The 22,897-nt window shown below is 65.2% G+C and carries 21 protein-coding genes; 16 read left to right on the top strand and 5 right to left on the bottom strand.

Annotation, left to right across the window (positions count from 1 at the left end; all coding sequences use genetic code 11):
• Positions 1-122 precede the first annotated feature (122 nt).
• The 5 genes from AC1ZV1_RS00590 to argE all read left to right on the top strand — a co-directional run bounded on the left by AC1ZV1_RS00590 (position 123) and on the right by argE (position 5,257).
• Complete coding sequence (locus tag AC1ZV1_RS00590; RefSeq protein ID WP_484295068.1) at positions 123-1,043, top strand: LysR family transcriptional regulator; 921 nt, start codon at positions 123-125, stop codon at positions 1,041-1,043.
• Positions 1,044-1,384: 341 nt separating this feature from the next.
• Positions 1,385-2,713: a flavin-containing monooxygenase gene (locus AC1ZV1_RS00585; protein WP_484295067.1), complete on the top strand. Its 1,329-nt coding sequence runs from the start codon at positions 1,385-1,387 to the stop codon at positions 2,711-2,713.
• Between the two features lie 3 nt (positions 2,714-2,716).
• On the top strand, positions 2,717-3,127 hold the full coding sequence (locus tag AC1ZV1_RS00580) for a RidA family protein (RefSeq protein WP_259758411.1): 411 nt from the start codon (positions 2,717-2,719) through the stop codon (positions 3,125-3,127).
• A gap of 192 nt (positions 3,128-3,319) precedes the next feature.
• Positions 3,320-3,994 (top strand): DUF1028 domain-containing protein, encoded by a 675-nt coding sequence (locus AC1ZV1_RS00575; protein WP_138519939.1) that lies wholly within the window; start codon positions 3,320-3,322, stop codon positions 3,992-3,994.
• A 111-nt stretch (positions 3,995-4,105) separates the two neighbouring features.
• Entirely contained in the window at positions 4,106-5,257 is a 1,152-nt protein-coding gene (argE, locus tag AC1ZV1_RS00570) for an acetylornithine deacetylase (protein WP_484295066.1), read from the top strand.
• 91 nt (positions 5,258-5,348) lie between these two features.
• Here argE and AC1ZV1_RS00565 read toward each other — a convergent pair whose 3' ends face one another.
• The 3 genes from AC1ZV1_RS00565 to AC1ZV1_RS00555 form a co-directional block, all read right to left on the bottom strand.
• The gene (locus AC1ZV1_RS00565; RefSeq protein WP_484295065.1) at positions 5,349-5,993 is read right to left on the bottom strand and encodes an HAD family hydrolase; all 645 of its coding nucleotides are present in this window, start codon (positions 5,991-5,993) and stop codon (positions 5,349-5,351) included.
• Positions 5,994-6,078: 85 nt separating this feature from the next.
• Positions 6,079-7,218, bottom strand: a complete 1,140-nt coding sequence (locus AC1ZV1_RS00560) for a hypothetical protein (protein ID WP_484295064.1) — start codon at positions 7,216-7,218, stop codon at positions 6,079-6,081.
• A 213-nt stretch (positions 7,219-7,431) separates the two neighbouring features.
• Positions 7,432-7,974 (bottom strand): gamma carbonic anhydrase family protein, encoded by a 543-nt coding sequence (locus AC1ZV1_RS00555; protein WP_484295063.1) that lies wholly within the window; start codon positions 7,972-7,974, stop codon positions 7,432-7,434.
• Positions 7,975-8,050: 76 nt separating this feature from the next.
• Here AC1ZV1_RS00555 and prlC point away from each other — a divergent pair, with 76 nt between their 5' ends.
• From prlC to AC1ZV1_RS00520, 7 genes are all read left to right on the top strand, one after another.
• Positions 8,051-10,096: an oligopeptidase A gene (prlC, locus tag AC1ZV1_RS00550; RefSeq protein ID WP_484295062.1), complete on the top strand. Its 2,046-nt coding sequence runs from the start codon at positions 8,051-8,053 to the stop codon at positions 10,094-10,096.
• Positions 10,096-10,365, top strand: coding sequence for a YheV family putative zinc ribbon protein (locus AC1ZV1_RS00545; protein WP_448678539.1), 270 nt, complete (start codon positions 10,096-10,098; stop codon positions 10,363-10,365). Before prlC ends, AC1ZV1_RS00545 begins: the two co-directional genes overlap by 1 nt.
• A 21-nt stretch (positions 10,366-10,386) precedes the next feature.
• Positions 10,387-11,460 carry a hypothetical protein gene (locus AC1ZV1_RS00540; protein WP_484295061.1) on the top strand — a complete coding sequence of 358 codons (1,074 nt, stop codon included), beginning with the start codon at positions 10,387-10,389 and terminating at the stop codon, positions 11,458-11,460.
• 106 nt (positions 11,461-11,566) lie between these two features.
• A complete protein-coding gene (locus AC1ZV1_RS00535) occupies positions 11,567-13,171 on the top strand; it encodes an inorganic phosphate transporter (RefSeq protein WP_484297678.1) in 1,605 nt (534 codons plus the stop codon).
• Between the two features lie 84 nt (positions 13,172-13,255).
• Positions 13,256-14,314, top strand: a complete 1,059-nt coding sequence (locus tag AC1ZV1_RS00530; protein ID WP_484295060.1) for a PA0069 family radical SAM protein — start codon at positions 13,256-13,258, stop codon at positions 14,312-14,314.
• A 279-nt stretch (positions 14,315-14,593) separates the two neighbouring features.
• The gene (locus tag AC1ZV1_RS00525) at positions 14,594-15,310 is read left to right on the top strand and encodes a carbonic anhydrase (RefSeq protein WP_484295059.1); all 717 of its coding nucleotides are present in this window, start codon (positions 14,594-14,596) and stop codon (positions 15,308-15,310) included.
• Between the two features lie 195 nt (positions 15,311-15,505).
• A complete protein-coding gene (locus AC1ZV1_RS00520) occupies positions 15,506-17,041 on the top strand; it encodes a SulP family inorganic anion transporter (RefSeq protein ID WP_484295058.1) in 1,536 nt (511 codons plus the stop codon).
• 3 nt (positions 17,042-17,044) lie between these two features.
• On the opposite strand, the gene AC1ZV1_RS00515 is transcribed toward AC1ZV1_RS00520, so the two are convergent.
• Positions 17,045-17,689 (bottom strand): hypothetical protein, encoded by a 645-nt coding sequence (locus tag AC1ZV1_RS00515; RefSeq protein ID WP_484295057.1) that lies wholly within the window; start codon positions 17,687-17,689, stop codon positions 17,045-17,047.
• Between the two features lie 417 nt (positions 17,690-18,106).
• Here AC1ZV1_RS00515 and coxB point away from each other — a divergent pair, with 417 nt between their 5' ends.
• From coxB to AC1ZV1_RS00495, 4 genes are all read left to right on the top strand, one after another.
• Positions 18,107-19,231 (top strand): cytochrome c oxidase subunit II, encoded by a 1,125-nt coding sequence (gene coxB / locus AC1ZV1_RS00510; protein WP_484295056.1) that lies wholly within the window; start codon positions 18,107-18,109, stop codon positions 19,229-19,231.
• Positions 19,232-19,241: 10 nt separating this feature from the next.
• The gene (gene ctaD, locus AC1ZV1_RS00505; RefSeq protein WP_184586152.1) at positions 19,242-20,837 is read left to right on the top strand and encodes a cytochrome c oxidase subunit I; all 1,596 of its coding nucleotides are present in this window, start codon (positions 19,242-19,244) and stop codon (positions 20,835-20,837) included.
• Positions 20,838-20,943: 106 nt separating this feature from the next.
• On the top strand, positions 20,944-21,501 hold the full coding sequence (locus AC1ZV1_RS00500; protein ID WP_484295055.1) for a cytochrome c oxidase assembly protein: 558 nt from the start codon (positions 20,944-20,946) through the stop codon (positions 21,499-21,501).
• Positions 21,502-21,665: 164 nt separating this feature from the next.
• Positions 21,666-22,553 (top strand): cytochrome c oxidase subunit 3, encoded by an 888-nt coding sequence (locus AC1ZV1_RS00495; protein ID WP_484295054.1) that lies wholly within the window; start codon positions 21,666-21,668, stop codon positions 22,551-22,553.
• A gap of 106 nt (positions 22,554-22,659) precedes the next feature.
• Here AC1ZV1_RS00495 and AC1ZV1_RS00490 read toward each other — a convergent pair whose 3' ends face one another.
• Positions 22,660-22,869 (bottom strand): twin transmembrane helix small protein, encoded by a 210-nt coding sequence (locus tag AC1ZV1_RS00490; protein ID WP_015474903.1) that lies wholly within the window; start codon positions 22,867-22,869, stop codon positions 22,660-22,662.
• Between the last annotated feature and the right edge of the window lie 28 nt (positions 22,870-22,897).

Below are 22,897 nucleotides of genomic sequence, written 5' to 3'. Positions count from 1 at the left end.
AGACAGTCTTGTTGGGCGCGCAGGCCGCGTCGGGCCTGGTGCGATGCTCGTAGATTGGGCCTGACTTAACGTGAGTTAAAGCTTATTCTTCTCACGTTCAGTTTCGGATTGGTAAAACTAAAATGGCGAAACAACGAGCGCCTTCCCTGGGCCAGGTCAGCGACTTCGAGATCCGCCTGCTGCGCATCTTCAAAACCATAGTCGAGTGCGGCAGCTTCTCGGCCGCCGAGAGCACGCTGGGCATCAGCCGCTCGGCCATCAGCCTGCACATGGGCGACCTGGAAAAGCGCCTGGGGATGCGCCTGTGCCAGCGCGGCCGGGCGGGCTTCGCGCTGACCGACGAGGGCCGCGAGGTGTACCGCGCGACCCAGTCGCTGCTGGCGGCGCTGGAGGGCTTCCGCGCCGAGGTCAACGAGCTGCACCAGCACCTGCGCGGCGAGCTGAACATCGGCATCATCAATAACCTGGTGACCCTGCCGCAGATGCGCATCACCCACGCCCTGCGCGCGCTGAAGGCCAGCGGGCCGGGCGTGCGGATCAACATCGGCATGACCACGCCCAACGAGATCGAGCTCGGGGTTCTCGACGGACGGTTGCATGTCGGCGTCGTGCCGCTCATCAGCCCACTATCGGGGCTGGAGTATTCCGCCCTCTATGAAGAGCGCTCGCTGCTGTTCTGCAGCCAGGAACATCCGCTGTTCGAGCGCGACGACGCGAGCATTACCGTGCCGGAAATCCATGCCTGCGACGCGGTGGCGCCGAGCTACCGCATCCCAGCCGAGGCGCAGGAGCGCCACCAGGAACTGCGCGGCAGTGCCAACGCCTCGGACCGCGAGGGCATGGCCTTCCTGATCCTCACGGGTAGCTACATCGGCTACCTGCCCGACCACTATGCCGCCGACTGGGTCGCCCAGGGCCGCCTGCGCCCACTGCGGCCGGAGCGCTTCCACTACGACATCCCGCTGACCGTGGTGACCCGCAAGGGCCGCCGGCCGAACCTGGTGCTGGAGCGGTTCATCGAGGCGGTGGCGGAAAGTCGCTGACCGAGGCATCGATAGGTAGGAGCGAGCTTGCTCGCGAACAGAGTCCGCTGTGGGGCGTGTTCGCGAGCAAGGGCTAGGCGTCCCCTCGGTCCTAAAAAGAGCCGCCCGCACTGAACAGGCCACATTTTGCCTATCCAATTTGTCGCCCCAGCCACCAAAAATCCTATATCCCCTCCCCTGCAGCCCGCGGGCCGCGGGGTTTGCGTGGGTGCAGCTTTTCCCTAGCCTGCGACTACAAAAAACATAATTTCGCTATTCACAGCCTCTGAACAGAATGCGGCCAACACCTCATCGCAAGCCGCAACAAGAACAAACGTGATCAGAGTCTGAGGAAGCAAGCCATGACCGACCTGAATCCAGGCGCCTTCGGCAAGAAGTCGCTTGATAACCTGGAAATCGACACGCTGGTCGTTGGCGCCGGACAAGCCGGCGTGGCCATGAGCGAGCACCTGACCCAGCAGGGCGTGCCGCACATCGTGCTGGAAAAGAGCCGCATCGCCGAAGCCTGGCGCACCGGCCGCTGGGACTCGCTGGTCGCCAACGGCCCTGCCTGGCACGACCGCTTCCCGAACATGGAATTCCCGGTCGGCCCGGACGACTTTCCGGCCAAGGAGCAGGTAGCCGACTACTTCGTCGCCTACGCCAAGCAGTTCAACGCACCGATCCGCACCGGCGTGGAAGTGAAGAAGGTCACCCGCAACGAAGGCCGCCCCGGCTTCAGCGTGGAAACCTCCGAGGGCACCCTGCAGGCCCTGCGCATCGTCTCCGCCACCGGGCCGTTCCAGCGCCCGGTGATCCCGGCCATCGCCCCGAAGGACGAAGGCCTGTACCAGATCCACTCGGCCCAATACTTCAACCCGCAGCAACTGCCCGAGGGCGCGGTGCTGGTGATCGGTGCCGGCTCCTCCGGCGTGCAGATCGCCGACGAGCTGAACCGCGCCGGCAAGAAGACCTACCTCTCCGTGGGCGCCCATGACCGTCCACCGCGCTCCTACCGCAACCGCGACTTCGTCTGGTGGCTGGGCGTGCTCGGCCTGTGGGACGCCGAGGAAGTGCAACCCGGCCGCGAGCACGTGACCATCGCCGTGAGCGGTGCCCGTGGTGGCGAGACCATCGATTTCCGCCGTCTGGCCAACGAGGGCATCACCCTGACCGGCCTGACCAAGTCCTTCGCTGACGGCAAGGTGACCTTCCAGGACGACCTGGTGGCCAACCTGAAAGCCGGCGACGACAACTACCTCGGCCTGCTCGACGCCGCCGACGCCTACATCGAGCGCAACGGCCTGGACCTGCCGCTCGAGCCGGAAGCCCGCAAGGTCTACCCGGACGCCGAGTGCATCCGCCACCCGATCCAGCAGCTGGACCTGGCCGAGGCCGGCATCACCGCGATCATCTGGGCCACCGGCTACGCCGTGGACTTCAAGTGGTTGCAGGTGGATGCCTTCGACGACAAGGGCAAACCCAAGCACCAGCGCGGCGTGTCCCGCGAGCCGGGCGTGTATTTCGTCGGCCTGCCATGGCTGTCGCGCCGCGGCTCCTCGTTCATCTGGGGCGTGTGGCACGACGCCAAGCACGTGGCCGGCCACATCGCCACCCAACGCCGTTATGTCGAATATCAGGATGCCTCGCAGCGCGAAGGCTCCGTTCCGAAAGCCGCTTCCTGGGAGTAAGAGATGCCTACCCACACCCGCATCCGCATGTTCAACACCAAGGACACCTACCCGAACCAGTCCCTGGACAACGACCTCTGCCAGGCCGTTCGCGCCGGCAACACCGTGTACGTACGCGGCCAGGTCGGTACCGACTTCGAGGGCAATCTGGTCGGGCTGGGTGACCCGCGTGCCCAGGCCGAACAGGCGATGAAGAACGTCAAGCAACTGCTGGAAGAAGCCGGCAGCGACCTGTCGCACATCGTCAAGACCACCACCTACCTCATCGACCCGCGCTACCGCGAGCCGGTGTACCAGGAAGTCGGCAAGTGGCTGAAGGGCGTGTTCCCGATCTCCACCGGCCTGGTGGTGTCGGCCCTCGGCCAGCCGCAGTGGTTGATGGAAATCGACGTCATCGCGGTCATTCCGGACTGAACGCTACTGCGCTAGGCCAAGCGGCATTGGGGCCGGTCGAGAAAATGCTCATTTGCTACAGCAAACTCCGCTTTTCTCGACCAACCCCGCCTTGCCTGGCCGTCGCTCGTGACGCTTTCAAGCGTGCAGGCGATGCGGATTATCCGCATCGCCCTTTGTCGTTTTAGCTACCAGAACAAGCAAGGAGCCACCATGACCTTCTCCATCGTCGGCCGCTGCGCCGAAACCGGACAACTGGGTATCGCCATCAGCTCCTCGAGTATCGCCGTGGGCGCCCGCTGCCCCTGGGTACGCGCCGGCGTCGGCGCGGTCGCCACGCAGAACATCACCCTGCCGGCCCTCGGCCCGCAGATCCTCGACCAGCTCGAAGCCGGCCTGGAGCCGGGCGCGGCGCTGGACAAGGCACTCTCCAGCAACGGCTACAGCCAATACCGCCAGGTGACGGTGATCGACCAGCACGGCAAGGTCGCGCTGTTCACCGGCAGCGAAGCGCTGGGCGTGTACAACGCCGTGGCCGGCGAAAACTGCGTGGCGGCGGGCAACCTGCTGTCGTCCCCCGCGGTGATCGAAGCCATGACCCAGGCCTTCGAAAGCGCCAACGGCTGCCTGGCCGAGCGCCTGCTCGCCGCAATGCAGGCAGCGATGGCCGCCGGTGGCGAAGCCGGCCCGGTGCATTCGGCCGCCCTGAAAGTGGTCGGCGATCTCGTCTGGCCAATCGTCGACCTGCGCGTGGACTGGGCGGACGAAGCGCCAATCGATGAGCTGGAAAAACTCTGGGTGGCCTACAAGCCGCAGTTGGAGGATTACCTCGTCCGTGCCCTCGACCCGACCAAGGCACCGAGCTACGGTGTGCCGGGCGACGAGTAACGCCATGTATCTGTGGGAGCGAGCTTGCTCGCGAACCTGGCCCCCGCCGCGGAGGCTGTTCGCGAGCAAGCTCGCTCCTACAAAAAGCGCTCTTCCATGCAGGACCCGACCATGCCTTCCAGCCGTGAAATCCTCGCCGACCTGATCGCCTTCGACACCGTCAGCCGCCACTCCAACCTGGCGCTGATCCACTACATCCGCGACTACCTCGCCGGCTTCGGCATCGCCTGCGAGCTGTTCCACGATGCCGAAGGTGGCAAGGCCAATCTCTACGCCACGCTGGGTCCGCAGGATCGCGGCGGCGTGTGCCTCTCCGGGCACACTGACGTGGTGCCGACTGACGGCCAGCCGTGGACGGTCCCGCCGTTCGAGCTGACCGAACGCGACGGCCGCCTCTACGGACGCGGCACGGCGGACATGAAGGGCTACATCGCCTGCGTGCTGGCGGCGGTGCCGGCGTTCCTCGCCCAGCCGCTGCGCCTGCCGGTGCACCTGGCCTTCTCCTACGACGAGGAAGTCGGCTGCCTCGGCGTGCGCTCGCTGCTCGCCGCGCTGGAGCACCGCGAGCACAAGCCGATGCTGTGCATCATCGGCGAACCCACCGAACTCAAGCCGGTGCTCGGCCACAAGGGCAAGCTCGCCATGCGCTGCCAGGTGCACGGCGCGCCGTGCCACTCGGCCTATGCGCCCCAGGGCGTGAACGCCATCGAGTACGCGGCGAAGCTGATTGGCCGCCTCGGCGAGATCGGCACCCGCCTGGCGGCTCCCGAGCGCCATGACCCGCGCTTCGACCCGCCCTATTCCACCGTGCAGACCGGCGTGATCAGCGGTGGTCGCGCACTGAACATCGTGCCCGCCGAGTGCCAGTTCGATTTCGAGGTACGCGCGCTGCCCAGCGACGACCCGCAAGAGGTCGCCGACGACCTGCGCGCCTTCGCCGAGACCGAGCTGCTGCCGAAGATGCGCGCCGTGAAGGCCGAGACGGACATCCGCTTCAGCGAGATTTCCGCCTATCCGGCATTGGTGACTGACCAGCAGGCCCAGGCCGCCGAGCTGATCGCGTTGCTGAGCGGTTCGCGGGATTTCACCACCGTCGCCTACGGCACCGAGGGCGGGCTGTTCCACCAGGCCGGCATCCCCACCGTGGTCTGCGGCCCGGGCAGCATGGACCAGGGCCACAAGCCGGACGAGTTCGTCAGCCTGGAGCAGTTGGCCAGGTGCGATGAGATGATGGGCCGGCTGGCGGAGTGGTTGCGCGGCTGAGCCTGGCAACCACTGCGCAGGAGCGGACGTCGTCAGCGAGCGCCGGCCAGTCGCGGGCGTGGCCCGCTCCTATAGGTCGAGTGCTGCGCGGTCAGGCAAACGCCGCGCGCAGCTCGTCCAGGCTCGCGAAGTAGTGGGCCGGGTTCTCCGCCATCAGCTCGTCGCGGCTGCCGAAGCCATAGCCGACACCCGCCGCGGACAGGCCATTGCGGTGCGCACCGATCAGGTCGTGCTTGCGGTCGCCGATCATCAGGGTCTGCGCAGGATCGAGCTGTTCGATGCCCAACAGGTGCTCGATCAGCTCGACCTTGTTGGTGCGGGTACCGTCCAGCTCGCTGCCATAGATCACCTTGAAGTGCCGGGCAAAGCCGAAGTGGCGGGCGATTTCCGCCGCGAACACCGTCGGCTTGCTGGTGCAGATGAACAACGTGCGGCCCTGGCCGCCGAGCAGTTGCAGCAGCTCGGCGACACCGTCGAACACCTTGTTCTCGTACAGCCCGGTGTCCTTGAAGCGCACGCGGTAGTGGTTCACCGCCTCCCAGGCGCGCGCCTCGTCGAAGTCATAGGTGCTCATGAAACACTGCAACAGCGGCGGGCCGATGAAGTGCTCGAGCTGGCGCAGGTCGGGCTCGTCGATTCCCAACTGGGCGAGGGCGTACTGGATCGAACGGGTGATGCCCTCGCGCGGGTCGGTGAGGGTACCGTCGAGGTCGAAGAGGATGTTCTGGTAATGCATGGGATCAGCGTCCGGCCGCGAAAGTCGGGCGGGAAGGATACTGCGCATGGCCGCCTGCGCGAAGCACCGAACGCCGAACGACACCTCAGGGCGCCGCGCCCTGCCCCTGCTTGAGCACGCGGAAGCCGCCGCTGACGCTCACCGGCTCGGCCTCGCCGGCGCCGTAGGTCCGGACCGTGGACGAATCGTCCTGCTCGTCCTCCGGCTGCGCCAGACGGCCGGTCAGGCTCTGCTGCACACGGGCGCCAAGGTGATCGACACCGGACATCACCCCGCCGTCCGGATCACGCATGAGCGCCAGCCACTGTTCGTCGAAGGCGGCATTGATCTCCTTGCGCAGCTGGGTCTCCACTTCGGGCCGGTCGTGGTCATTGCCGGCCATGCTGAACAGCGTGAAGGCCACCGAAATCACCGAGCCGGCGACCTTGCCCGCCGCGCTCGCCACCACGCCGGCGATGCTGCGGTTGCGCAGTTCGTGGACCAGCTTGGCACTGGTGCGCTGGGCCACCGGCGAGACACCGCTGACCCGGGTGCCGGCGCCCGCCTTGCCCGCCGCCGTGCGGATGTTCTGCATCAGCGCGGCAAAGGCCGGCAGCTTGCCGATGTCCTTGGCATACACCACCTCATACAGCGAAGCGTTACGACTGGAGGGTGGGCCGAGGGAGATCGCCGGGATGCCCATCAGGTGCTCGGCGAAGGCCTTCTGCGGGATGCCGCGGCGCTGCGGAATGTCCTTCACCGCCACCGTCAGCAGTTCAATGTAATGGCGGGTGGCCTGCTCCATCACCGCGTCGGGGTCGACCTGTTTCGCCACCGGAATCAGCACCTGCTTGCGGTACTGCTCCTGCAGGTAGACGGCGAGCTTGTCGACGGTGGGATCGAGGTCGCCGTGGGAGCCCATCTTGTACCAGGCGACCTTCATGCTCAGCCATTCCTGGGTCCAGTAGCTGGAGAACCAGGGGATGAAGGTCTCGTCGGTGCGCTGGTAGACCAGGTCCATCCACTGCTGCATGGCCTGTTCGGCGTAGGCGCGGGCCTGGGACGTGGCGGCCAGCGACGCGGCGCTGATGTCGGCGTCGACCTGGTGCCAGGTGGCCTCGGGGACGGGAGCGACCGGCTGCGCGGGGTGATGGGCGCAACCACTCAGCGCTAGCAGGAGCAGGGCAATGGCACCGCCGCTCCGCCAGGGCGAAACGGTGGTGCAGGGAGAGCACAGACTGATCATGGCTGCTCGCCGGCTCGGCGGCGCCGCTGTGGCGGGCCGCCCGCTGCTGAACCCGGCCGGGCACGCGCTGGCGTCCGGTCACCTCGGCTCAGTATAGGGCGCGAGGTCCGGCGCGGCGGGCCGTCCGGCGGAGCGGCCGCGATGCAGGGGAGGCGTTATCCGCCATCAGGCCATCGGCAAATGGGCGAACCGCCCACGGCAGGGCGGCTCCGATCAGCCCGCGTACCCCTCGGCGAGGTGCTGGTCCTTCAACTTCACGTAGTTGCCGGCCGTGTAGCTGAAGAACGCGCGCTCCTTGTCGGTCAGCGGGCGCGCCTTCTTCACCGGGCTGCCGACATAGAGGAAGCCGCTCTCCAGCGTCTTGCCCGGCGGCACCAGGCTGCCGGCGCCAAGGATCACCTCGTCCTCGATCACCGCGCCGTCCATGACGATGGAGCCCATGCCCACCAGGATGCGGCTGCCGATGGTGCAACCGTGCAGCAGCACCTTGTGCCCGATGGTGACGTCGTCGCCGAGGGTCAGCGGGAAGCCGTCCGGGTTGAAGGGGCCGGCGTGGGTGATGTGCAGCACGCTGCCATCCTGCACGCTGGTGCGCGCGCCGATGCGGATGCGGTGCATGTCGCCGCGGATGGTGACCAGCGGCCAGACCGAGCTGTCCGCGCCGATCTCCACGTCGCCGATGACCACGGCGCTGGCATCGACGAAGACGCGCTCGCCGAGGGATGGCGTTTTGCCCTGATAGGTTCGAATCGTCACGATAGTCTTACTCTGGCTGCGGTTACGGCCGATTGTATTTAAGATGGCCGGGTGTTTCTTCAGCCAAGGTGCCACCGTGAGCGCGAATCCTCTCCTGCAGAGCTACGACCTGCCGCCCTTCTCGTCCATTCGCCCCGAGCACGTGAAGCCGGCCATCGAGCAGATCCTCGCCGACAACCGCGCGGCCATCGCGCGCATCCTCGCCCAGCAGAACGGCACCCCGACCTGGGCTGGCCTGGTGCTGGCCATGGACGAACTGCATGACCGCCTGGGCAAGGCCTGGAGCCCGGTCAGCCACCTCAATGCGGTGTGCAACAGCGCCGAACTGCGCGACGCCTACGAAGGTTGCCTGCCACTGCTGTCCGCCTACTGGACCGAGCTGGGCCAGAATCGCGAGCTGTTCAAGGCCTACGAGTCGCTGGCCGCCAGCACCGAGTCGAAGGACTTCGACGTCGCCCAGAAGACCATCCTCGAACACGCCCTGCGCGACTTCCGTCTGTCGGGTATCGACCTGCCGGCCGAGCAGCAGCAGCGCTATGCCGAGATCCAGACGCGCCTGTCCGAGCTGGGCAGCCGCTTCTCCAACCAGCTGCTGGACGCCACCCAGGCCTGGACCAAGCACGTCACCGACGAAGCCGCGCTGGCCGGCCTGACCGACTCCGCCAAGGCGCAGATGCAGCAGGCGGCCCAGGCCAAGGAGCTGGACGGCTGGCTGATCAGCCTGGAATTCCCCAGCTACTACGCGGTGATGACCTACGCCGAAGACCGCGCGCTGCGCGAAGAGGTCTACGCCGCGTACTGCACCCGCGCCTCTGATCAGGGCCCGAACGCCGGGCAGAACGACAACGGCCCGGTGATGCAGGAAATCCTCGACCTGCGCCAGGAGCTGTCGCGCCTGCTGGGCTTTGCGAACTTCGCCGAGCTGTCCCTGGCCACCAAGATGGCCGAGACCCCCGAGCAGGTCCTGCACTTCCTCCGCGACCTGGCCGTGCGCAGCAAGCCCTTCGCCGCCCAGGATCTTGCGCAGCTCAAGGCCTACGCCGCCGAGCAGGGTTGCCCGAACCTCTCCAGCTGGGATGCCAGCTACTTCGGCGAGAAGCTGCGCGAAGCGCGCTACAGCGTGTCCCAGGAAGCGCTGCGCGAATACTTCCCGATCGACAAGGTGCTCTCCGGCCTGTTCGCCATCGTGCAGAAGCTCTACGGCATCCAGATCCGCGAGCTCTCCGACTTCGAGCGCTGGCACCCGGACGTGCGCCTGTTCGAGATCGAGGAAAACGGCCAGCACGTCGGTCGCTTCTACTTTGACCTTTACGCCCGCGCCAACAAGCGGGGCGGCGCCTGGATGGACGGCGCCCGCGACCGTCGCCGCACCGCCGCTGGCGAGCTGCAGGCACCGGTGGCCTACCTGGTGTGCAACTTCACCCCGGCGGTCGGCGGCAAGCCGGCGCTGCTGACCCACGATGAAGTCACCACGCTGTTCCACGAATTCGGCCACGGCCTGCACCACCTGCTGACCCGCGTCGAACATGCCGGCGCCTCGGGCATCAACGGCGTGGCCTGGGACGCGGTGGAGCTGCCGAGCCAGTTCATGGAGAACTGGTGCTGGGAGCCCGAAGGCCTGGCGCTGATTTCCGGTCACTATGAAACTGGCGCGCCGCTGCCCCAGGACCTGCTGGAGAAGATGCTCGCGGCGAAGAACTTCCAGTCCGGCCTGATGATGGTCCGCCAGCTGGAGTTCTCCCTGTTCGACTTCGAGCTGCACGCCACCCACGGCGACGGCCGCAGCGTGCTCGACGTAATCGAGGCGATCCGCGATGAAGTCGCGGTGATGCGCCCGCCGGCGTACAACCGCTTCGCCAACAGCTTCGCGCACATCTTCGCCGGCGGTTACGCAGCCGGTTACTACAGCTACAAGTGGGCCGAAGTGCTGTCCGCCGACGCATTCTCCCGCTTCGAGGAAGAAGGCGTGCTCAACCCGGCGACCGGCGCGGCCTTCCGCGACGCGATCCTGGCCAAGGGCGGCTCCCAGGAGCCGATGGCGCTGTTCGTGGCCTTCCGCGGCCGCGAGCCGTCGATCGACGCCCTGCTACGCCACTCCGGCCTGTCCGAGGAGGCAGCCTGATGAGCGAGGTGAAGAAACGCTTCATTGCCGGGGCCGTCTGCCCGGCCTGCAGCGAGCAGGACAAGATCCTCATGTGGGACGTGGACGGCGTACCGCACCGCGAATGCGTGGCCTGCGGCTACTCCGACACCCTCAACGCCCAGGGCCAGTCGGTGCCGAAGGAGCTGTCCACACGGGTCAACACCAGCGCCCTGGAAAAGCCCAAGGACCCGAAAGTGCAGGGGGTGCAGTTCTTCCCCAATCCGAAGCTGAAGAAGCCGCAGGATTGATCCACCAGCCAAGGATGGCGCATGAAATACCCGATTCTCCCGAGCCTGCTGCTCGCGCTCGCCACCCCGGCGAGCGCGGCGTTTCACATCGAGCCGATCAAGGCGACGCATCCCAATGGCTCTGAATACAGCTTCCCGCGGCTGACGGACCAGAGCGAGGCTGCAGCCAACATCAATACCTGGCTGCAGGCGGTCAGCCTGCAGAAGCTGCCAGGACGCTATGGGAAATCGGCGTTCGAGGATGTCTGGCCGGAAGACAACGATGGCTGGCAAGGCGTGACCAGCATGGACTTCCAGGTGGACAGCAACGAGCCGGGCTACCTCAGCGTGGACATTGCCTACGAGTACATGTCGGCCTATCCGTCCCAGCACAACACCACCTACAACTTCGATGCACGCACCGGCCAACCCATCCAGCTGCGTGATCTTTTCACCCCGGATGGCCAGCAATGGCTCCGCCAGCAGGCAAGCGATGCACGGGTGAAGCGTATCGAGGGATTCCTGGCAGGCGATCTACCGCAGAAGGACCTGCGCCTTCGGGATAACCTCGAGGAAGCCCAGGTACAGAAGCAGATCTACGAAGACTGCCTGGCCTATGTTCGCGACGATGACCTGCACTCCAACAACCTGATCCTCGGCGCGGTTGAATTGACGCTGGTTCGCGAGCTCTGTGCGCCTCACGTTGTCCAGGCGCTGGACGATCTCGGCGAATACAGCAACAACTGGAAGTACACCGACCTCACCGCTCGCCTGAGCAATTACGGCCGCTGCCTGCTGGTGGACAAGCGCACCGACTGTCACCGCGCCAACGCAACGCTTTCGGCCAGCGTATGGCGGGGCAAGCTGGATGGCCGCTATCCCATCACCCTGGTGCTCGGAAACGAGAACCCGGACGGCACCCTTGGCGGCGCCTATTTCTACGACAAGTACGCCCGCTACATCAGCCTGAGCGGCAAGCGCGACGCCCAGGGAGACCTCACGTTAGGTGAGGCCGGACCACCGCCGGCCCGCTTCTCGCTGACGCCGAGCGCGGCCGGCCTGAGCGGGACATGGCAGCAGGACGGTGGGAAATCGCTGCCAATTGACCTGCAGTGAGCCCGGTCGCGCCATGGCCGGCTAGTCTGTAGGGCATCGCCACAAGGAATCCGCCAGATGCCGCCACCGACCCGAAGGAAGCGCCCCCGTGCTTGACCGCTTTGGCATGCTCGAGGTGATGCGCGCCTCGCGCCTGACGCAGTTTCCGATCAACCCCGTGCTGCGCGAGACCCACGGCTTCAAGGGGCGACTGACCTTCTTCCTGCTGCTGGCCGGCGCCCTGGTGTTCACCTTCGCCGCGCTCGGGCATGACATCCACGCCAGCGGCACGCACCTGGAACCGGGCTGGTCGGTGCTGGTGCTGGTGATCGCACTCCTGATCGCATTGGGTTTCGAATTCATCAACGGCTTCCACGACACTGCCAACGCGGTAGCCACGGTGATCTATACCAATGCCCTGCCCCCGCGCTTCGCCGTGGCCTGGTCAGGCGTGTGGAACTTCCTCGGCGTGCTCTTCTCCAGCGGCGCGGTGGCCTTCGCCATCGTCTCGTTGCTGCCGCTGGACCTGCTACTCAAGGTGGACAGCAGCGCCGGCCTGGCGATGATCTTCGCCCTGCTGATCGCTTCGATCCTGTGGAACCTCGGCACCTGGTGGCTGGGGCTGCCGGTATCCTCGTCGCACACGCTGATCGGCTCCATCGTCGGCATCGGCCTGGCCCACGGCGCCATGGCCGGGCACATCGGCCTGTCCGGCAACGCCTGGTCGCAGCTGCTGACGGTGGGCTATGCGCTGTTTCTCTCGCCGGTGGTCGGCTTCTTCGCCGCCTTTGTGCTGCTGAGGGTGATGAGCTCCACCATCCGCAACCGCGCGCTGTTCCACGCGCCGGAAGGACGCACACCGCCGCCCCGGTGGATTCGCGCAATCCTCATCCTGACCTGCACTGGCGTGTCCTTCGCCCATGGCTCCAATGACGGGCAAAAGGGCATCGGTCTGATCATGCTCATTCTGATCGCTACCGTTCCCTTGGCGTTTGCCGTGGATCGCGCCCACTCCCCGGACCAGACCCGCCAGTTGCTCACCCTTACCCAGGCCAGCCAGGAACAGTTGCACCGCACTGGTGGCAGCCCGGCGGCCGATCCGCGCCAGGCGCTGCTGAACTACCAGGAGGATGACGTGGTGAAGCCTGAACTGCTGCCCTCGCTGGGCAGCGTCATCGGCGACATCAGCGCGCGCCTGGAGCGCTACGGCCAACTGGACAAGGTGCCGGCCGAAGAGGTGCAGCAACTGCGCAACGACCTCTACCTGATCCTGGAGACCATCCGCCTGCTGGACCGCAGTGGCCAGCATATCGAACTCGACACCTGGAGCAGCCTGCAGGCGCTGCGTGCCGAGGCCGACCAGACCATCCGCTTCATCCCCGTGTGGGTGAAGGTCGCGGTGGCCCTGGCACTCGGCCTGGGCACGCTGGTGGGTTGGCGACGCATCGTCACCACGGTCGGCGAGGGCATCGGCAAGACCCCGCTGACGTATGCGCAGGGCGCCTCGGCGCAACTGGTGGCCATGCTCACCATTGGCGCGGCGGACGGCTTCGGCCTGCCGGTGTCGACGACCCAGGTACTCTCCTCCGGCGTGGCTGGCACCATGGCGGCCAACGGCAGCGGCCTGCAATGGCCGACCATCCGCAATATGTTGCTGGCCTGGGTGCTGACGCTGCCGGCCGCCATCGGGCTGGCGGCGGGGCTGTACTGGCTGCTCACGCGACTACTGTAGGAACCGTCGAGCAGTTAGTGCTGGCTGTGGAAAACTTCGTGGATTACTGTATTCATATACAGTATTTCTTCAGAGCTTTCCCACATGAGCACGTCCCTTCCACCCCGCGGCCGGGGCACCGCCAGCAATCCGCACAACCGCTTCGCGCCGACCACCTCGGTGCCTGTGGATAACGACTGGTACGACGAAGTCCCCAAGCCGCAAGTGACCGAAATCCGCAGCGAGCGAGCGAAGTCGGTGATTTCGCGCAACCAGTCGCCGGACCTGCCCTTCGACCGTTCGATCAATCCCTATCGCGGCTGCGAGCATGGCTGCATCTACTGCTATGCCCGACCTAGCCACGCCTACTGGGACCTGTCGCCGGGGCTGGACTTCGAGACGAAGCTGATCGCCAAGACCAATGCCGCCGAGGTGCTGGAAGAGGAACTGAGCCGCAAGGGCTACGTCTGCGCGCCGATCAACCTGGGCACCAATACCGATCCCTACCAGCCCATCGAACGCCAGCAACGCCTGACCCGGCAGATCCTCGAGGTGCTGTTGCGTTACCGCCATCCGGTGACCATCGTCACCAAGGGCTCGCTGATCCTGCGCGATCTCGACCTGCTGGCCGAGCTGGCGCAGCACAAGCTGGTGGGCGTAATGATCAGCCTGACCACCCTGGACGATGAGCTCAAGCGCATCCTTGAACCCCGCGCCGCCGCGCCATCCGCTCGCCTGCGGGCTATCCGCGTCCTGCGCGAACACGGCATTCCAGCGGGCGTGCTGTGTTCGCCGATGATCCCCATGATCAACGACCGCGAACTGGAAGCGCTGCTCGAAGCCGCCCATGACGCCGGCGCGCAGAGCGCCAGCTACATGATGCTGCGCCTGCCGCGCGAGGTCGGGCCGCTGTTCGAGGAATGGCTGGCAGCGCACTACCCACAGCGCGCCAGTCATGTAATGAGCCTGATCCGCCAGGTGCGCGGCGGGGAAATCTACGACAGCCGCTTCGGCCACCGCTTCCGCGGCGAAGGTCCGTTCGCCGACCTGCTCGCGAAGCGTTTCGAGGTCGCGATGCGCCGCCTGGGCCTGAACCGGCGCGGCGGCTTCGGCCTGGACTGCACGGCGTTCGCCCCGCCGCGCAGCCAGATGAGCCTGTTCTGACAATTGCCACTCGGAATTTTCGACCAGCGGAATACAATCACCGCACCATCTTTTCGCCATGATAGCTTGCCGATATCATCTTGAAATATCGGCGAAACATCATGCAAAAGCTCATTCCAGAGCGGTTTTTTAATTTTGGTTTAATCTTCTTTGTCTAGGGTTTGAGCACAAAGTGACTAATCGGTCACGACAGATTTTTCCTCACGGCTGTGCCTTTTCTCCCCAGGGAGAGCGTCGGCTGACGTGGGAAAATTCTTCGTCATTCTTCGAGGCTGATACATGAACGACAAAACGCACGGTGAGGAACACGCCCACGAATCTGCCGACGAGGCGCTGCGCCATATCGTCGAGGGTTTCCGCCAGTTCCGTCATGAGGTCTTCCCTCAGCAGGAAGAGCTGTTCAAGAAGCTGGCCCACGCGCAGAACCCGCGCGCCATGTTCATTACCTGTGCCGACTCGCGCATCGTCCCCGAGCTGATCACCCAGAGCTCGCCGGGCGACCTGTTCGTCACCCGCAACGTGGGCAACGTGGTACCGCCGTATGGCCAGATGAACGGCGGCGTCTCGACCGCTATCGAATTCGCGGTCATGGCCCTGGGCGTTCAGCACATCATCGTCTGCGGCCACTCCGACTGCGGCGCGATGAAGGCGGTGCTGGCTCCCCAGACCCTGGAAGGCATGCCGACGGTAAAAGCCTGGCTGCGCCACGCTGAAGTCGCCCGCACCGTGGTCGCGCAGACCTGCGGCTGCGCCACTCAGGAACACCTGGGTGTGCTCACGGAGGAGAACGTGGTCGCGCAGCTCGATCACCTTAAAACCCACCCGTCCGTGGCTGCTCGCCTGGCGTCCGGCCAACTGTTCATCCACGGCTGGGTCTACGACATCGAGACCAGCGCCATCAAGGCCTATGACGCCCAGGAAGGCCGCTTCCGCGCCCTCGACGGCGAAGGCCCGACACCCAGCGCCACCCCGCGCCCGCGTTATTCCCCGCAATAAGCGACTGGCGCCCGTGAGTTCCAGGGGCGCGGCGGCCCGTCAGAACAAACGCCGCGCCCTCTTCTGATCTGATTCCTGCCTGAGGCGCACGCTGCCCTGCGTTCGCCCTTCCCTTGAATTGCGCGTGTCGATGCGGTCGAGACCGGCGTCGTGGGCTTTCGCGCGCCCGAAAAATGCTTGAAGGAGAACAGCGCCATGTCGGCCTCCCATCCTGTTCCATCCGGACTCTCCCAGCTGCGCCATGCGCTGCCGCGCGACCTGCTCGCCTCGGTGGTGGTCTTCCTCGTCGCCCTGCCACTGTGCATGGGCATCGCCATTGCCTCGGGCATGCCGCCGGCAAAGGGCCTGGTGACCGGCATCATCGGCGGCGTCATTGTCGGCTTCCTCGCCGGCTCGCCCTTGCAGGTCAGCGGCCCGGCGGCGGGCCTCGCGGTGCTCGTCTTCGAACTGGTTCGCACCCACGGCGTGGCCATGCTCGGGCCGATCCTGCTGCTGGCCGGCGTGCTGCAAGTACTGGCTGGAAGGCTACGCCTGGGCTGCTGGTTCCGCGTGACCTCGCCCGCCGTGGTCTACGGCATGCTCGCGGGCATCGGCATCCTGATCGTGCTGTCGCAGGTTCACGTGATGCTCGACCTCACGCCGCAGGCGTCTGGCCTGGATAACCTGCTGGCGTTCCCGGCCGCGCTCCTGTCCGAGACCAGCGGCTTCGACGCGGCACTGCTCGGGCTGGGCACCATGGCCTGCATGGCGATATGGGACCGCTTCAAGCCGGGCCGGCTGCGCATGCTGCCCGGCGCACTGATCGGCGTGAGCCTGGCGACGCTGGCGAGCATCGCGCTGCGTCTGGATGTGCTGCGGGTGAGCGTGCCGGAGAACCTCGGTGACGCCATCGACTGGGTCCGCCCGGACGATCTGGCCGCCCTGCTCGACCCGACACTGCTGTTGGCCGCCGTGGTGGTTGCCTTCATCGCCAGCGCCGAAACGCTGCTCTCGGCCGCTGCGGTAGACCGCATGCACAACGGACCGCGCTCGGACATGGACCGCGAGCTGAGCGCCCAGGGCGTAGGCAACATGCTCTGCGGACTGGTCGGCGCACTGCCGATGACCGGGGTGATCGTGCGCAGCTCGGCCAACGTACAGGCCGGTGTGCGCAGTCGCGCCTCGGCGATCTTCCACGGGCTGTGGCTACTGGCGTTCGTCGTGCTGCTGGGCGGGCTGCTGCGGCAGATCCCCATCGCGAGCCTGGCGGGCGTGCTGGTCTACACCGGAATCAAACTGGTGGACCTGAAGGCGCTCCGTTCGCTCGGCCGCTATGGACGCATGCCGATGCTGGTGCACGCGGCGACGGCGCTGGCCATCGTCGCCACCGACCTGCTGACCGGCGTACTGCTGGGTTTCGCGCTGACAGTGCTGAAGCTGGTGCTCAAGGCCGCGCGGCTGAAGATCAGGCTGCGCTACGACGACGAGGGCAACGGCGCCGAGCTGCGCCTTGCCGGAGCGGCAACCTTCCTCAAGGTGCCGGCGCTGTCCCAGGCCCTGCAGTCGGTGAAGCCCGGCACGCACCTGCGCGTGCCGCTGCAGCACCTGAGCTACATCGACCACGCCTGCATGGAGCTGCTGGAAGACTGGGGGCGCAGCGCCACCGCCCGCGGCTGCCGGCTGTCCATCGACGGCAACGGCCTGCGTCGTCGCGTCGAAGGCCGGGTACGTGCACTACAGCGAGCGGGCTGAGCCTCAGGCGCGGCCCAGTTCCAGCTCGACGCCGAACTGCCGCGACAGGCACGGCCACTGCTGCCAGGCCATGACGACCTGCGGGTCGTTGAGGCGCGCGCGGTAGCTGACGGCGGATTCGGCACTGAAGGTGCTGTCATCGAGCATGCCGTTGACCGCGTGGTGCACCGCTTCATCCAGCTGATTGGCGAAGGGTTCGCCGATCAGCTGGTGCGCCACCAGGTTGGCCACCGTGGTGTCCAGCGGAATCAGCGGCTGGTTGAAGTGGGCGATGTAGCGGTCGTTCACCTCTTCCACCAGCCGATGGGCGAGGTAGGCCTCGTCCAGCAGCGCGTCCAGGCCATCGTGGCCGTCGAGCAGCGCGGGTGGCGTGAGGAAGAACTGTTCGGCGAGCTTGAGTACCGGCTTGATGCGGTCCTCGATACCGGCCTCGCGGGCCACCGCATTGGCAGCGTCGAGGAAGTCCGGCACCTGTTCGATATAGGCGTGGACGAAGCGCGTCAGCGTGCCGCTGGGATCTTCGCCGGCCAGGGCGATGCTCTTGTGCAGGCTTTGCAGTTGGCTCTGGATCAGGCGGGCGAGATGGCCTTGGCGGGATTCGAGCAGGTGGGCATTCCGGATCAGCTCACGCAGTGCAGCGGTGTTCATGACAACTCCAAGACAACGGGTTTGGAAGGTGAAGAAAGACCTTAGCCGCACCCCGGGCGTAGCTAAGACGCGATTGTCATATTCATGAGCTGGTTATGCCGGCACGGCATATCAGACGGCCAGCATGGTACTCCAAACCCGCGCCGTCCGTGGCTTTGAGATCACACTTCGGTCTTTTAAACAGGTTTTTTACTCTGCGTTGTTATGTCGCAACCCATGGCTATACTCCGGTTCGACACACCGAAAACCTGATGGACCCGGCCTGCCCTGCGTGCTGCCGAGGTACGACGTCAAAGTAAGTTGTCTTGGCGGTCACTCCCTTGGCCGTTGGCGTGTTCAGGCTCGAACCCTCTGGAATGGGGATCGCAGCCAGGGCGCTATGCCGGCGGGATAAAAACAACGATAAGGGGAACCCGAATGCTGCGACATCCACGAGTCTGGATGGGCTTCCTTTTGCTCTTGGCTTTCAGTCAGGCAAACGCCGCCTGGACGGTCAACATGGCCCCCGGTGCGACGGAAGTCAGCCGTAACGTTTTCGATCTGCACATGACGATCTTCTGGATCTGCGTGGTCATCGGCATCGTCGTCTTTGGCGCGATGTTCTGGTCGATGATCGTCCATCGCCGGTCCACCGGGCAGCAGCCCGCGCATTTCCACGAGAGCACCACGGTGGAAATCCTCTGGACCGTCATTCCCTTCCTGATCCTGGTGGTGATGGCCGTCCCGGCCACCAAGACGCTGATCCACATGTACGACACTTCGGAGCCCGAGCTGGACGTGCAGGTCACCGGCTACCAGTGGAAGTGGCAGTACAAGTACCTGGGCCAGGACGTGGAGTTCTTCTCCAACCTCGCCACGCCCCAGGACCAGATCCACAACAAGGCCGACAAGGACGAGCACTACCTGCTCGAAGTGGACAACCCGCTGGTGCTGCCGGCCGGGGTCAAGGTCCGCTTCCTGGTCACTTCCAGCGACGTGATCCACTCCTGGTGGGTGCCGGCCTTCGCGGTCAAGCGCGATGCCATTCCCGGCTTCGTCAACGAGGCCTGGACCAAGGTCGACCAGCCCGGCGTATACCGTGGCCAGTGCGCCGAGCTGTGCGGCAAGGACCACGGCTTCATGCCCATCGTGGTGGACGTGAAGTCCAAGCCTGACTTCGACAAGTGGCTGGCCGAGCGCAAGGAAGAAGCCGTCAAGCTCAAGGAGCTGACCAGCAAGGAATGGACGAAGGAGGAGCTGGTCGCTCGTGGCGACAAGGTCTACCACACCATCTGTGCCGCCTGTCACCAGCCCGAAGGCCAGGGCATGCCGCCGATGTTCCCCGCGCTCAAGGGGTCGAAGATCGTCACCGGGCCCAAGGAGCACCACCTGGAAACCGTGTTCAACGGCGTCCAGGGCACCGCCATGGCGGCCTTCGGCAAGCAGCTTTCGGAAGTCGACATCGCCGCGGTGATCACCTTCGAGCGCAACAGCTGGGGCAACAACGACGGCGACATGGTGACCCCGCAGGACGTGGTCGCCTACAAGCAGAAACAACAATAAGGAGGCCGCGATGAGTACCGTGATCGATCACCCCGACCATTCTCACGCCGGCGACCACCACCATGGCCCTGCCAAGGGCCTGATGCGCTGGGTTCTGACCACCAACCACAAGGACATCGGCACGCTGTACCTGTGGTTCAGCTTCTGCGCCTTCCTGCTCGGCGGCTCCTTCGCCATGGTGATCCGCGCCGAACTGTTCCAGCCGGGCCTGCAGATCGTCGAGCCGGCGTTCTTCAATCAGATGACCACCATGCACGGCCTGGTGATGGTCTTCGGTGCGGTGATGCCGGCCTTCGTCGGCCTGGCCAACTGGATGGTGCCGCTGATGATCGGCGCGCCGGACATGGCCCTGCCGCGCATGAACAACTTCAGCTTCTGGCTGCTGCCGGCGGCCTTCGGCCTGCTGGTGAGCACCCTGTTCATGCCCGGCGGCGGTCCGAACTTCGGCTGGACCTTCTACGCGCCGCTCTCCACCACCTTCGCGCCGCACAGCGTGACCTTTTTCATCTTCGCCATCCACCTGATGGGCATGAGTTCGATCATGGGCGCGATCAACGTGATCGCCACCATCCTCAACCTGCGCGCGCCAGGCATGACGCTGATGAAGATGCCGCTGTTCGTCTGGACCTGGCTGATCACCGCGTTCCTGCTGATCGCGGTGATGCCGGTGCTGGCGGGGTGCGTAACGATGATGCTGATGGACATCCACTTCGGCACCAGCTTCTTCAGCGCGGCCGGCGGCGGCGACCCGGTGCTGTTCCAGCACGTATTCTGGTTCTTCGGCCATCCCGAGGTGTACATCATGATCCTGCCGGCGTTCGGCGCCGTCAGCTCGATCATCCCGGCCTTCAGCCGCAAGCCGCTGTTCGGCTACACCTCGATGGTCTACGCCACCGCCTCGATCGCCTTCCTGTCCTTCGTCGTGTGGGCGCACCACATGTTCGTGGTCGGCATCCCGCTGGTGGGCGAGCTGTTCTTCATGTACGCGACCATGCTGATCGCCGTCCCCACCGGGGTGAAGGTGTTCAACTGGGCGTCGACCATGTGGCAGGGCTCGCTGACCTTCGAGACGCCGATGCTGTTCGCCGTGGCCTTCGTCATCCTGTTCACCATCGGCGGTTTCTCCGGCCTGATGCTGGCCATCGCACCGGCGGACTTCCAGTACCAGGACACCTACTTCGTGGTGGCGCACTTCCACTACGTGCTGGTGCCCGGCGCGATCTTCGGCATCTTCGCCTCGGCCTACTACTGGCTGCCGAAGTGGACCGGCCACATGTACGACGAGACCCTGGGCAAGCTGCATTTCTGGATGAGTTTCATCGGCATGAACATGGCGTTCTTCCCGATGCACTTCGTCGGGCTTGCCGGCATGCCGCGGCGGATCCCGGACTACAACCTGCAGTTCGCCGACTTCAACATGGTCTCGTCCATCGGCGCCTTCATGTTCGGCACCACGCAGCTGCTGTTCCTGTTCATCGTCATCAAGTGCATCCGCGGCGGTCCGCCGGCCCCGGCCAAGCCGTGGGATGGTGCGGAAGGCCTGGAGTGGACCATTCCCTCGCCGGCGCCGTACCACACCTTCAGCACGCCTCCGGAAGTGAAGTAGACACGAACTGGCAGGAGCGAGCTTGCTCGCGAACGGGCCTCCCCGGAGGCCAAGGCATCAAGCGGTTCGCGAGCAAGCTCGCTCCTGCAGGTTGAGGAATCGACCCATGAGCGACGGCAACATCGAAACGCGCAAGCTGGTGACCCGGCTGGTCATTGCCGTGGTCGCCATGTTCGCCTTCGGCTTCGCCCTGGTGCCGCTGTACGACGTGATGTGCAAGGCACTGGGCATCAACGGCAAGACATCCGGCAGCGCCTACCAGGGCGACGGCCAGGTGATCGATCAGTCGCGCGAGGTGAAGATCCAGTTCGTCGCCAACAACAACATCGACATGGTCTGGGAATTCCACCCCGAGGCCGAGCAACTGGTGGTGCATCCGGGTGCGGTGAACCAGATGCTGTTCGTCGCCTACAACCCCACCGACAAGCCGATGACTGCCCAGGCGATCCCGAGCATCGCGCCGTCGGTGGCGGCCACCTACTTCCACAAGACCGAATGCTTCTGCTTCACCCAGCAGGTACTGCAGCCCGGCGAGCGCATCGAAATGCCGGTGCGCTTCATCGTCGACCGCGACCTGCCCAAGGATGTGCGTCACCTGACGCTTGCTTACACGCTGTTCGACATCACTGCCCGCAAGCCACCCGTGGCCAGTAACGAGCGCTGAGAAATCGGTTGATGATCGTTCGAGCTAGAGCGAGGCAAGGCGGGAACGGCCGAGGAGCCGGAGTTTACGAGCTGTAAATGAGGATTCCGAGGCCGTTACCAACGCAGCCTCACCGACGCGCAGTAGATCAGCAGCCGATTTCTGGGCTAAGGAGAACAAAAACGATGGCAACCCACGATCCCTATTACGTCCCCGCGCAGAGCAAGTGGCCGATCATCGCCACCATCGGCATGCTGGTGACGCTGTTTGGCGTCGGCACCTGGATGAACGACATGAGCGCCGGCAAGGATCACTCGCACGGCCCGTGGATCTTCTTCGCCGGCGGGCTGATCCTGGCGTACATGCTGTTCGGCTGGTTCGGCAACGTCATCAAGGAAAGCCGCGGCGGTCTCTACAGCCCGCAGATGGACCGCTCGTTCCGCTGGGGCATGAGCTGGTTCATCTTCTCCGAGGTGATGTTCTTCGCCGCGTTCTTCGGCGCGCTGTTCTACGTGCGCCACTTCGTCAACCCGTGGCTGGGCGGCGAAGGCCACCACGGCATCTCGCACATGCTCTGGCCGCAGTTCGAAACCGGCTGGCCGCAGCTGAACAACCCGGACAACAAACTCTTCCCGCCGCCCAGGGAAGTGATCGATCCGTGGAAGCTGCCGCTGATCAACACCCTGCTGCTGGTCACCTCCAGCTTCACCGTGACCTTCGCCCACCACGCGCTGAAGAAGAACCATCGCGGCCCGCTGAAGCTGTGGCTGGCGGCGACCGTGGCACTGGGTGCGTGCTTCCTGGTGCTGCAGGCCTACGAGTACCACGAGGCCTACAGCGAGCTGGGCCTGACCCTGGGCTCGGGCATCTACGGCGCGACCTTCTTCATGCTCACCGGCTTCCACGGCGCCCACGTGACCATCGGCGCGATCATGCTGAGCATCATGCTGATCCGCATCATCCGCGGACACTTCGACGCCGACAAACACTTCGGCTTCGAGGCGGCCAGCTGGTACTGGCACTTCGTCGACGTGGTGTGGATCGGGCTGTTCATCTTCGTTTACGTGTTGTGAAGCCGATGGACCTTTAGGAGCCAGCTTGCTCGCGAACCGCCCAACACTGAGGCATCAGGAAAAAGCGTTCGCGAGCAAGCTCGCTCCTACCAAGAGCGGTACGGAACTAGAAATGCCAGGGGGCGGAGCTGCCGAGTTGGCCGCTGAAGAAACCCCAGGCGATGAGTGCGACGGTCAGGGCAGTGAGGGTGACGCGCACGGTCAGTGCGTTGACCACCCGCGAACCGTGGCCTTCGTCCTTGACCAGAAAGAACAGGCCACTGAACAGGCTGACAACGGTCGCCAGCAACAACAGAACGATCGCAGCTTTGAGCACTACCGGCCTCCTGTCCGCAGGGGACTGG

The organism is Pseudomonas sp. BB438 (genome assembly GCF_057180225.1).
This window is presented reverse-complemented; position numbering and strand designations above follow the sequence as displayed.

What these genes read in the sequence shown, in the direction of transcription:
- AC1ZV1_RS00590 (WP_484295068.1), top strand. Translation starts at nt 123, where the DNA reads ATGGCGAAACAACGAGCGCCTTCCCTGGGCCAGGTCAGCGACTTCGAG.
- AC1ZV1_RS00585 (WP_484295067.1), top strand. Translation starts at nt 1,385, where the DNA reads ATGACCGACCTGAATCCAGGCGCCTTCGGCAAGAAGTCGCTTGATAAC.
- AC1ZV1_RS00580 (WP_259758411.1), top strand. Translation starts at nt 2,717, where the DNA reads ATGCCTACCCACACCCGCATCCGCATGTTCAACACCAAGGACACCTAC.
- AC1ZV1_RS00575 (WP_138519939.1), top strand. Translation starts at nt 3,320, where the DNA reads ATGACCTTCTCCATCGTCGGCCGCTGCGCCGAAACCGGACAACTGGGT.
- argE (WP_484295066.1), top strand. Translation starts at nt 4,106, where the DNA reads ATGCCTTCCAGCCGTGAAATCCTCGCCGACCTGATCGCCTTCGACACC.
- AC1ZV1_RS00565 (WP_484295065.1), bottom strand. Translation starts at nt 5,993, where the DNA reads ATGCATTACCAGAACATCCTCTTCGACCTCGACGGTACCCTCACCGAC.
- AC1ZV1_RS00560 (WP_484295064.1), bottom strand. Translation starts at nt 7,218, where the DNA reads ATGATCAGTCTGTGCTCTCCCTGCACCACCGTTTCGCCCTGGCGGAGC.
- AC1ZV1_RS00545 (WP_448678539.1), top strand. Translation starts at nt 10,096, where the DNA reads ATGAGCGAGGTGAAGAAACGCTTCATTGCCGGGGCCGTCTGCCCGGCC.
- AC1ZV1_RS00540 (WP_484295061.1), top strand. Translation starts at nt 10,387, where the DNA reads ATGAAATACCCGATTCTCCCGAGCCTGCTGCTCGCGCTCGCCACCCCG.
- AC1ZV1_RS00535 (WP_484297678.1), top strand. Translation starts at nt 11,567, where the DNA reads ATGCTCGAGGTGATGCGCGCCTCGCGCCTGACGCAGTTTCCGATCAAC.
- AC1ZV1_RS00530 (WP_484295060.1), top strand. Translation starts at nt 13,256, where the DNA reads ATGAGCACGTCCCTTCCACCCCGCGGCCGGGGCACCGCCAGCAATCCG.
- AC1ZV1_RS00525 (WP_484295059.1), top strand. Translation starts at nt 14,594, where the DNA reads ATGAACGACAAAACGCACGGTGAGGAACACGCCCACGAATCTGCCGAC.
- AC1ZV1_RS00520 (WP_484295058.1), top strand. Translation starts at nt 15,506, where the DNA reads ATGTCGGCCTCCCATCCTGTTCCATCCGGACTCTCCCAGCTGCGCCAT.
- AC1ZV1_RS00515 (WP_484295057.1), bottom strand. Translation starts at nt 17,689, where the DNA reads ATGAACACCGCTGCACTGCGTGAGCTGATCCGGAATGCCCACCTGCTC.
- coxB (WP_484295056.1), top strand. Translation starts at nt 18,107, where the DNA reads ATGCTGCGACATCCACGAGTCTGGATGGGCTTCCTTTTGCTCTTGGCT.
- ctaD (WP_184586152.1), top strand. Translation starts at nt 19,242, where the DNA reads ATGAGTACCGTGATCGATCACCCCGACCATTCTCACGCCGGCGACCAC.
- AC1ZV1_RS00500 (WP_484295055.1), top strand. Translation starts at nt 20,944, where the DNA reads ATGAGCGACGGCAACATCGAAACGCGCAAGCTGGTGACCCGGCTGGTC.
- AC1ZV1_RS00495 (WP_484295054.1), top strand. Translation starts at nt 21,666, where the DNA reads ATGGCAACCCACGATCCCTATTACGTCCCCGCGCAGAGCAAGTGGCCG.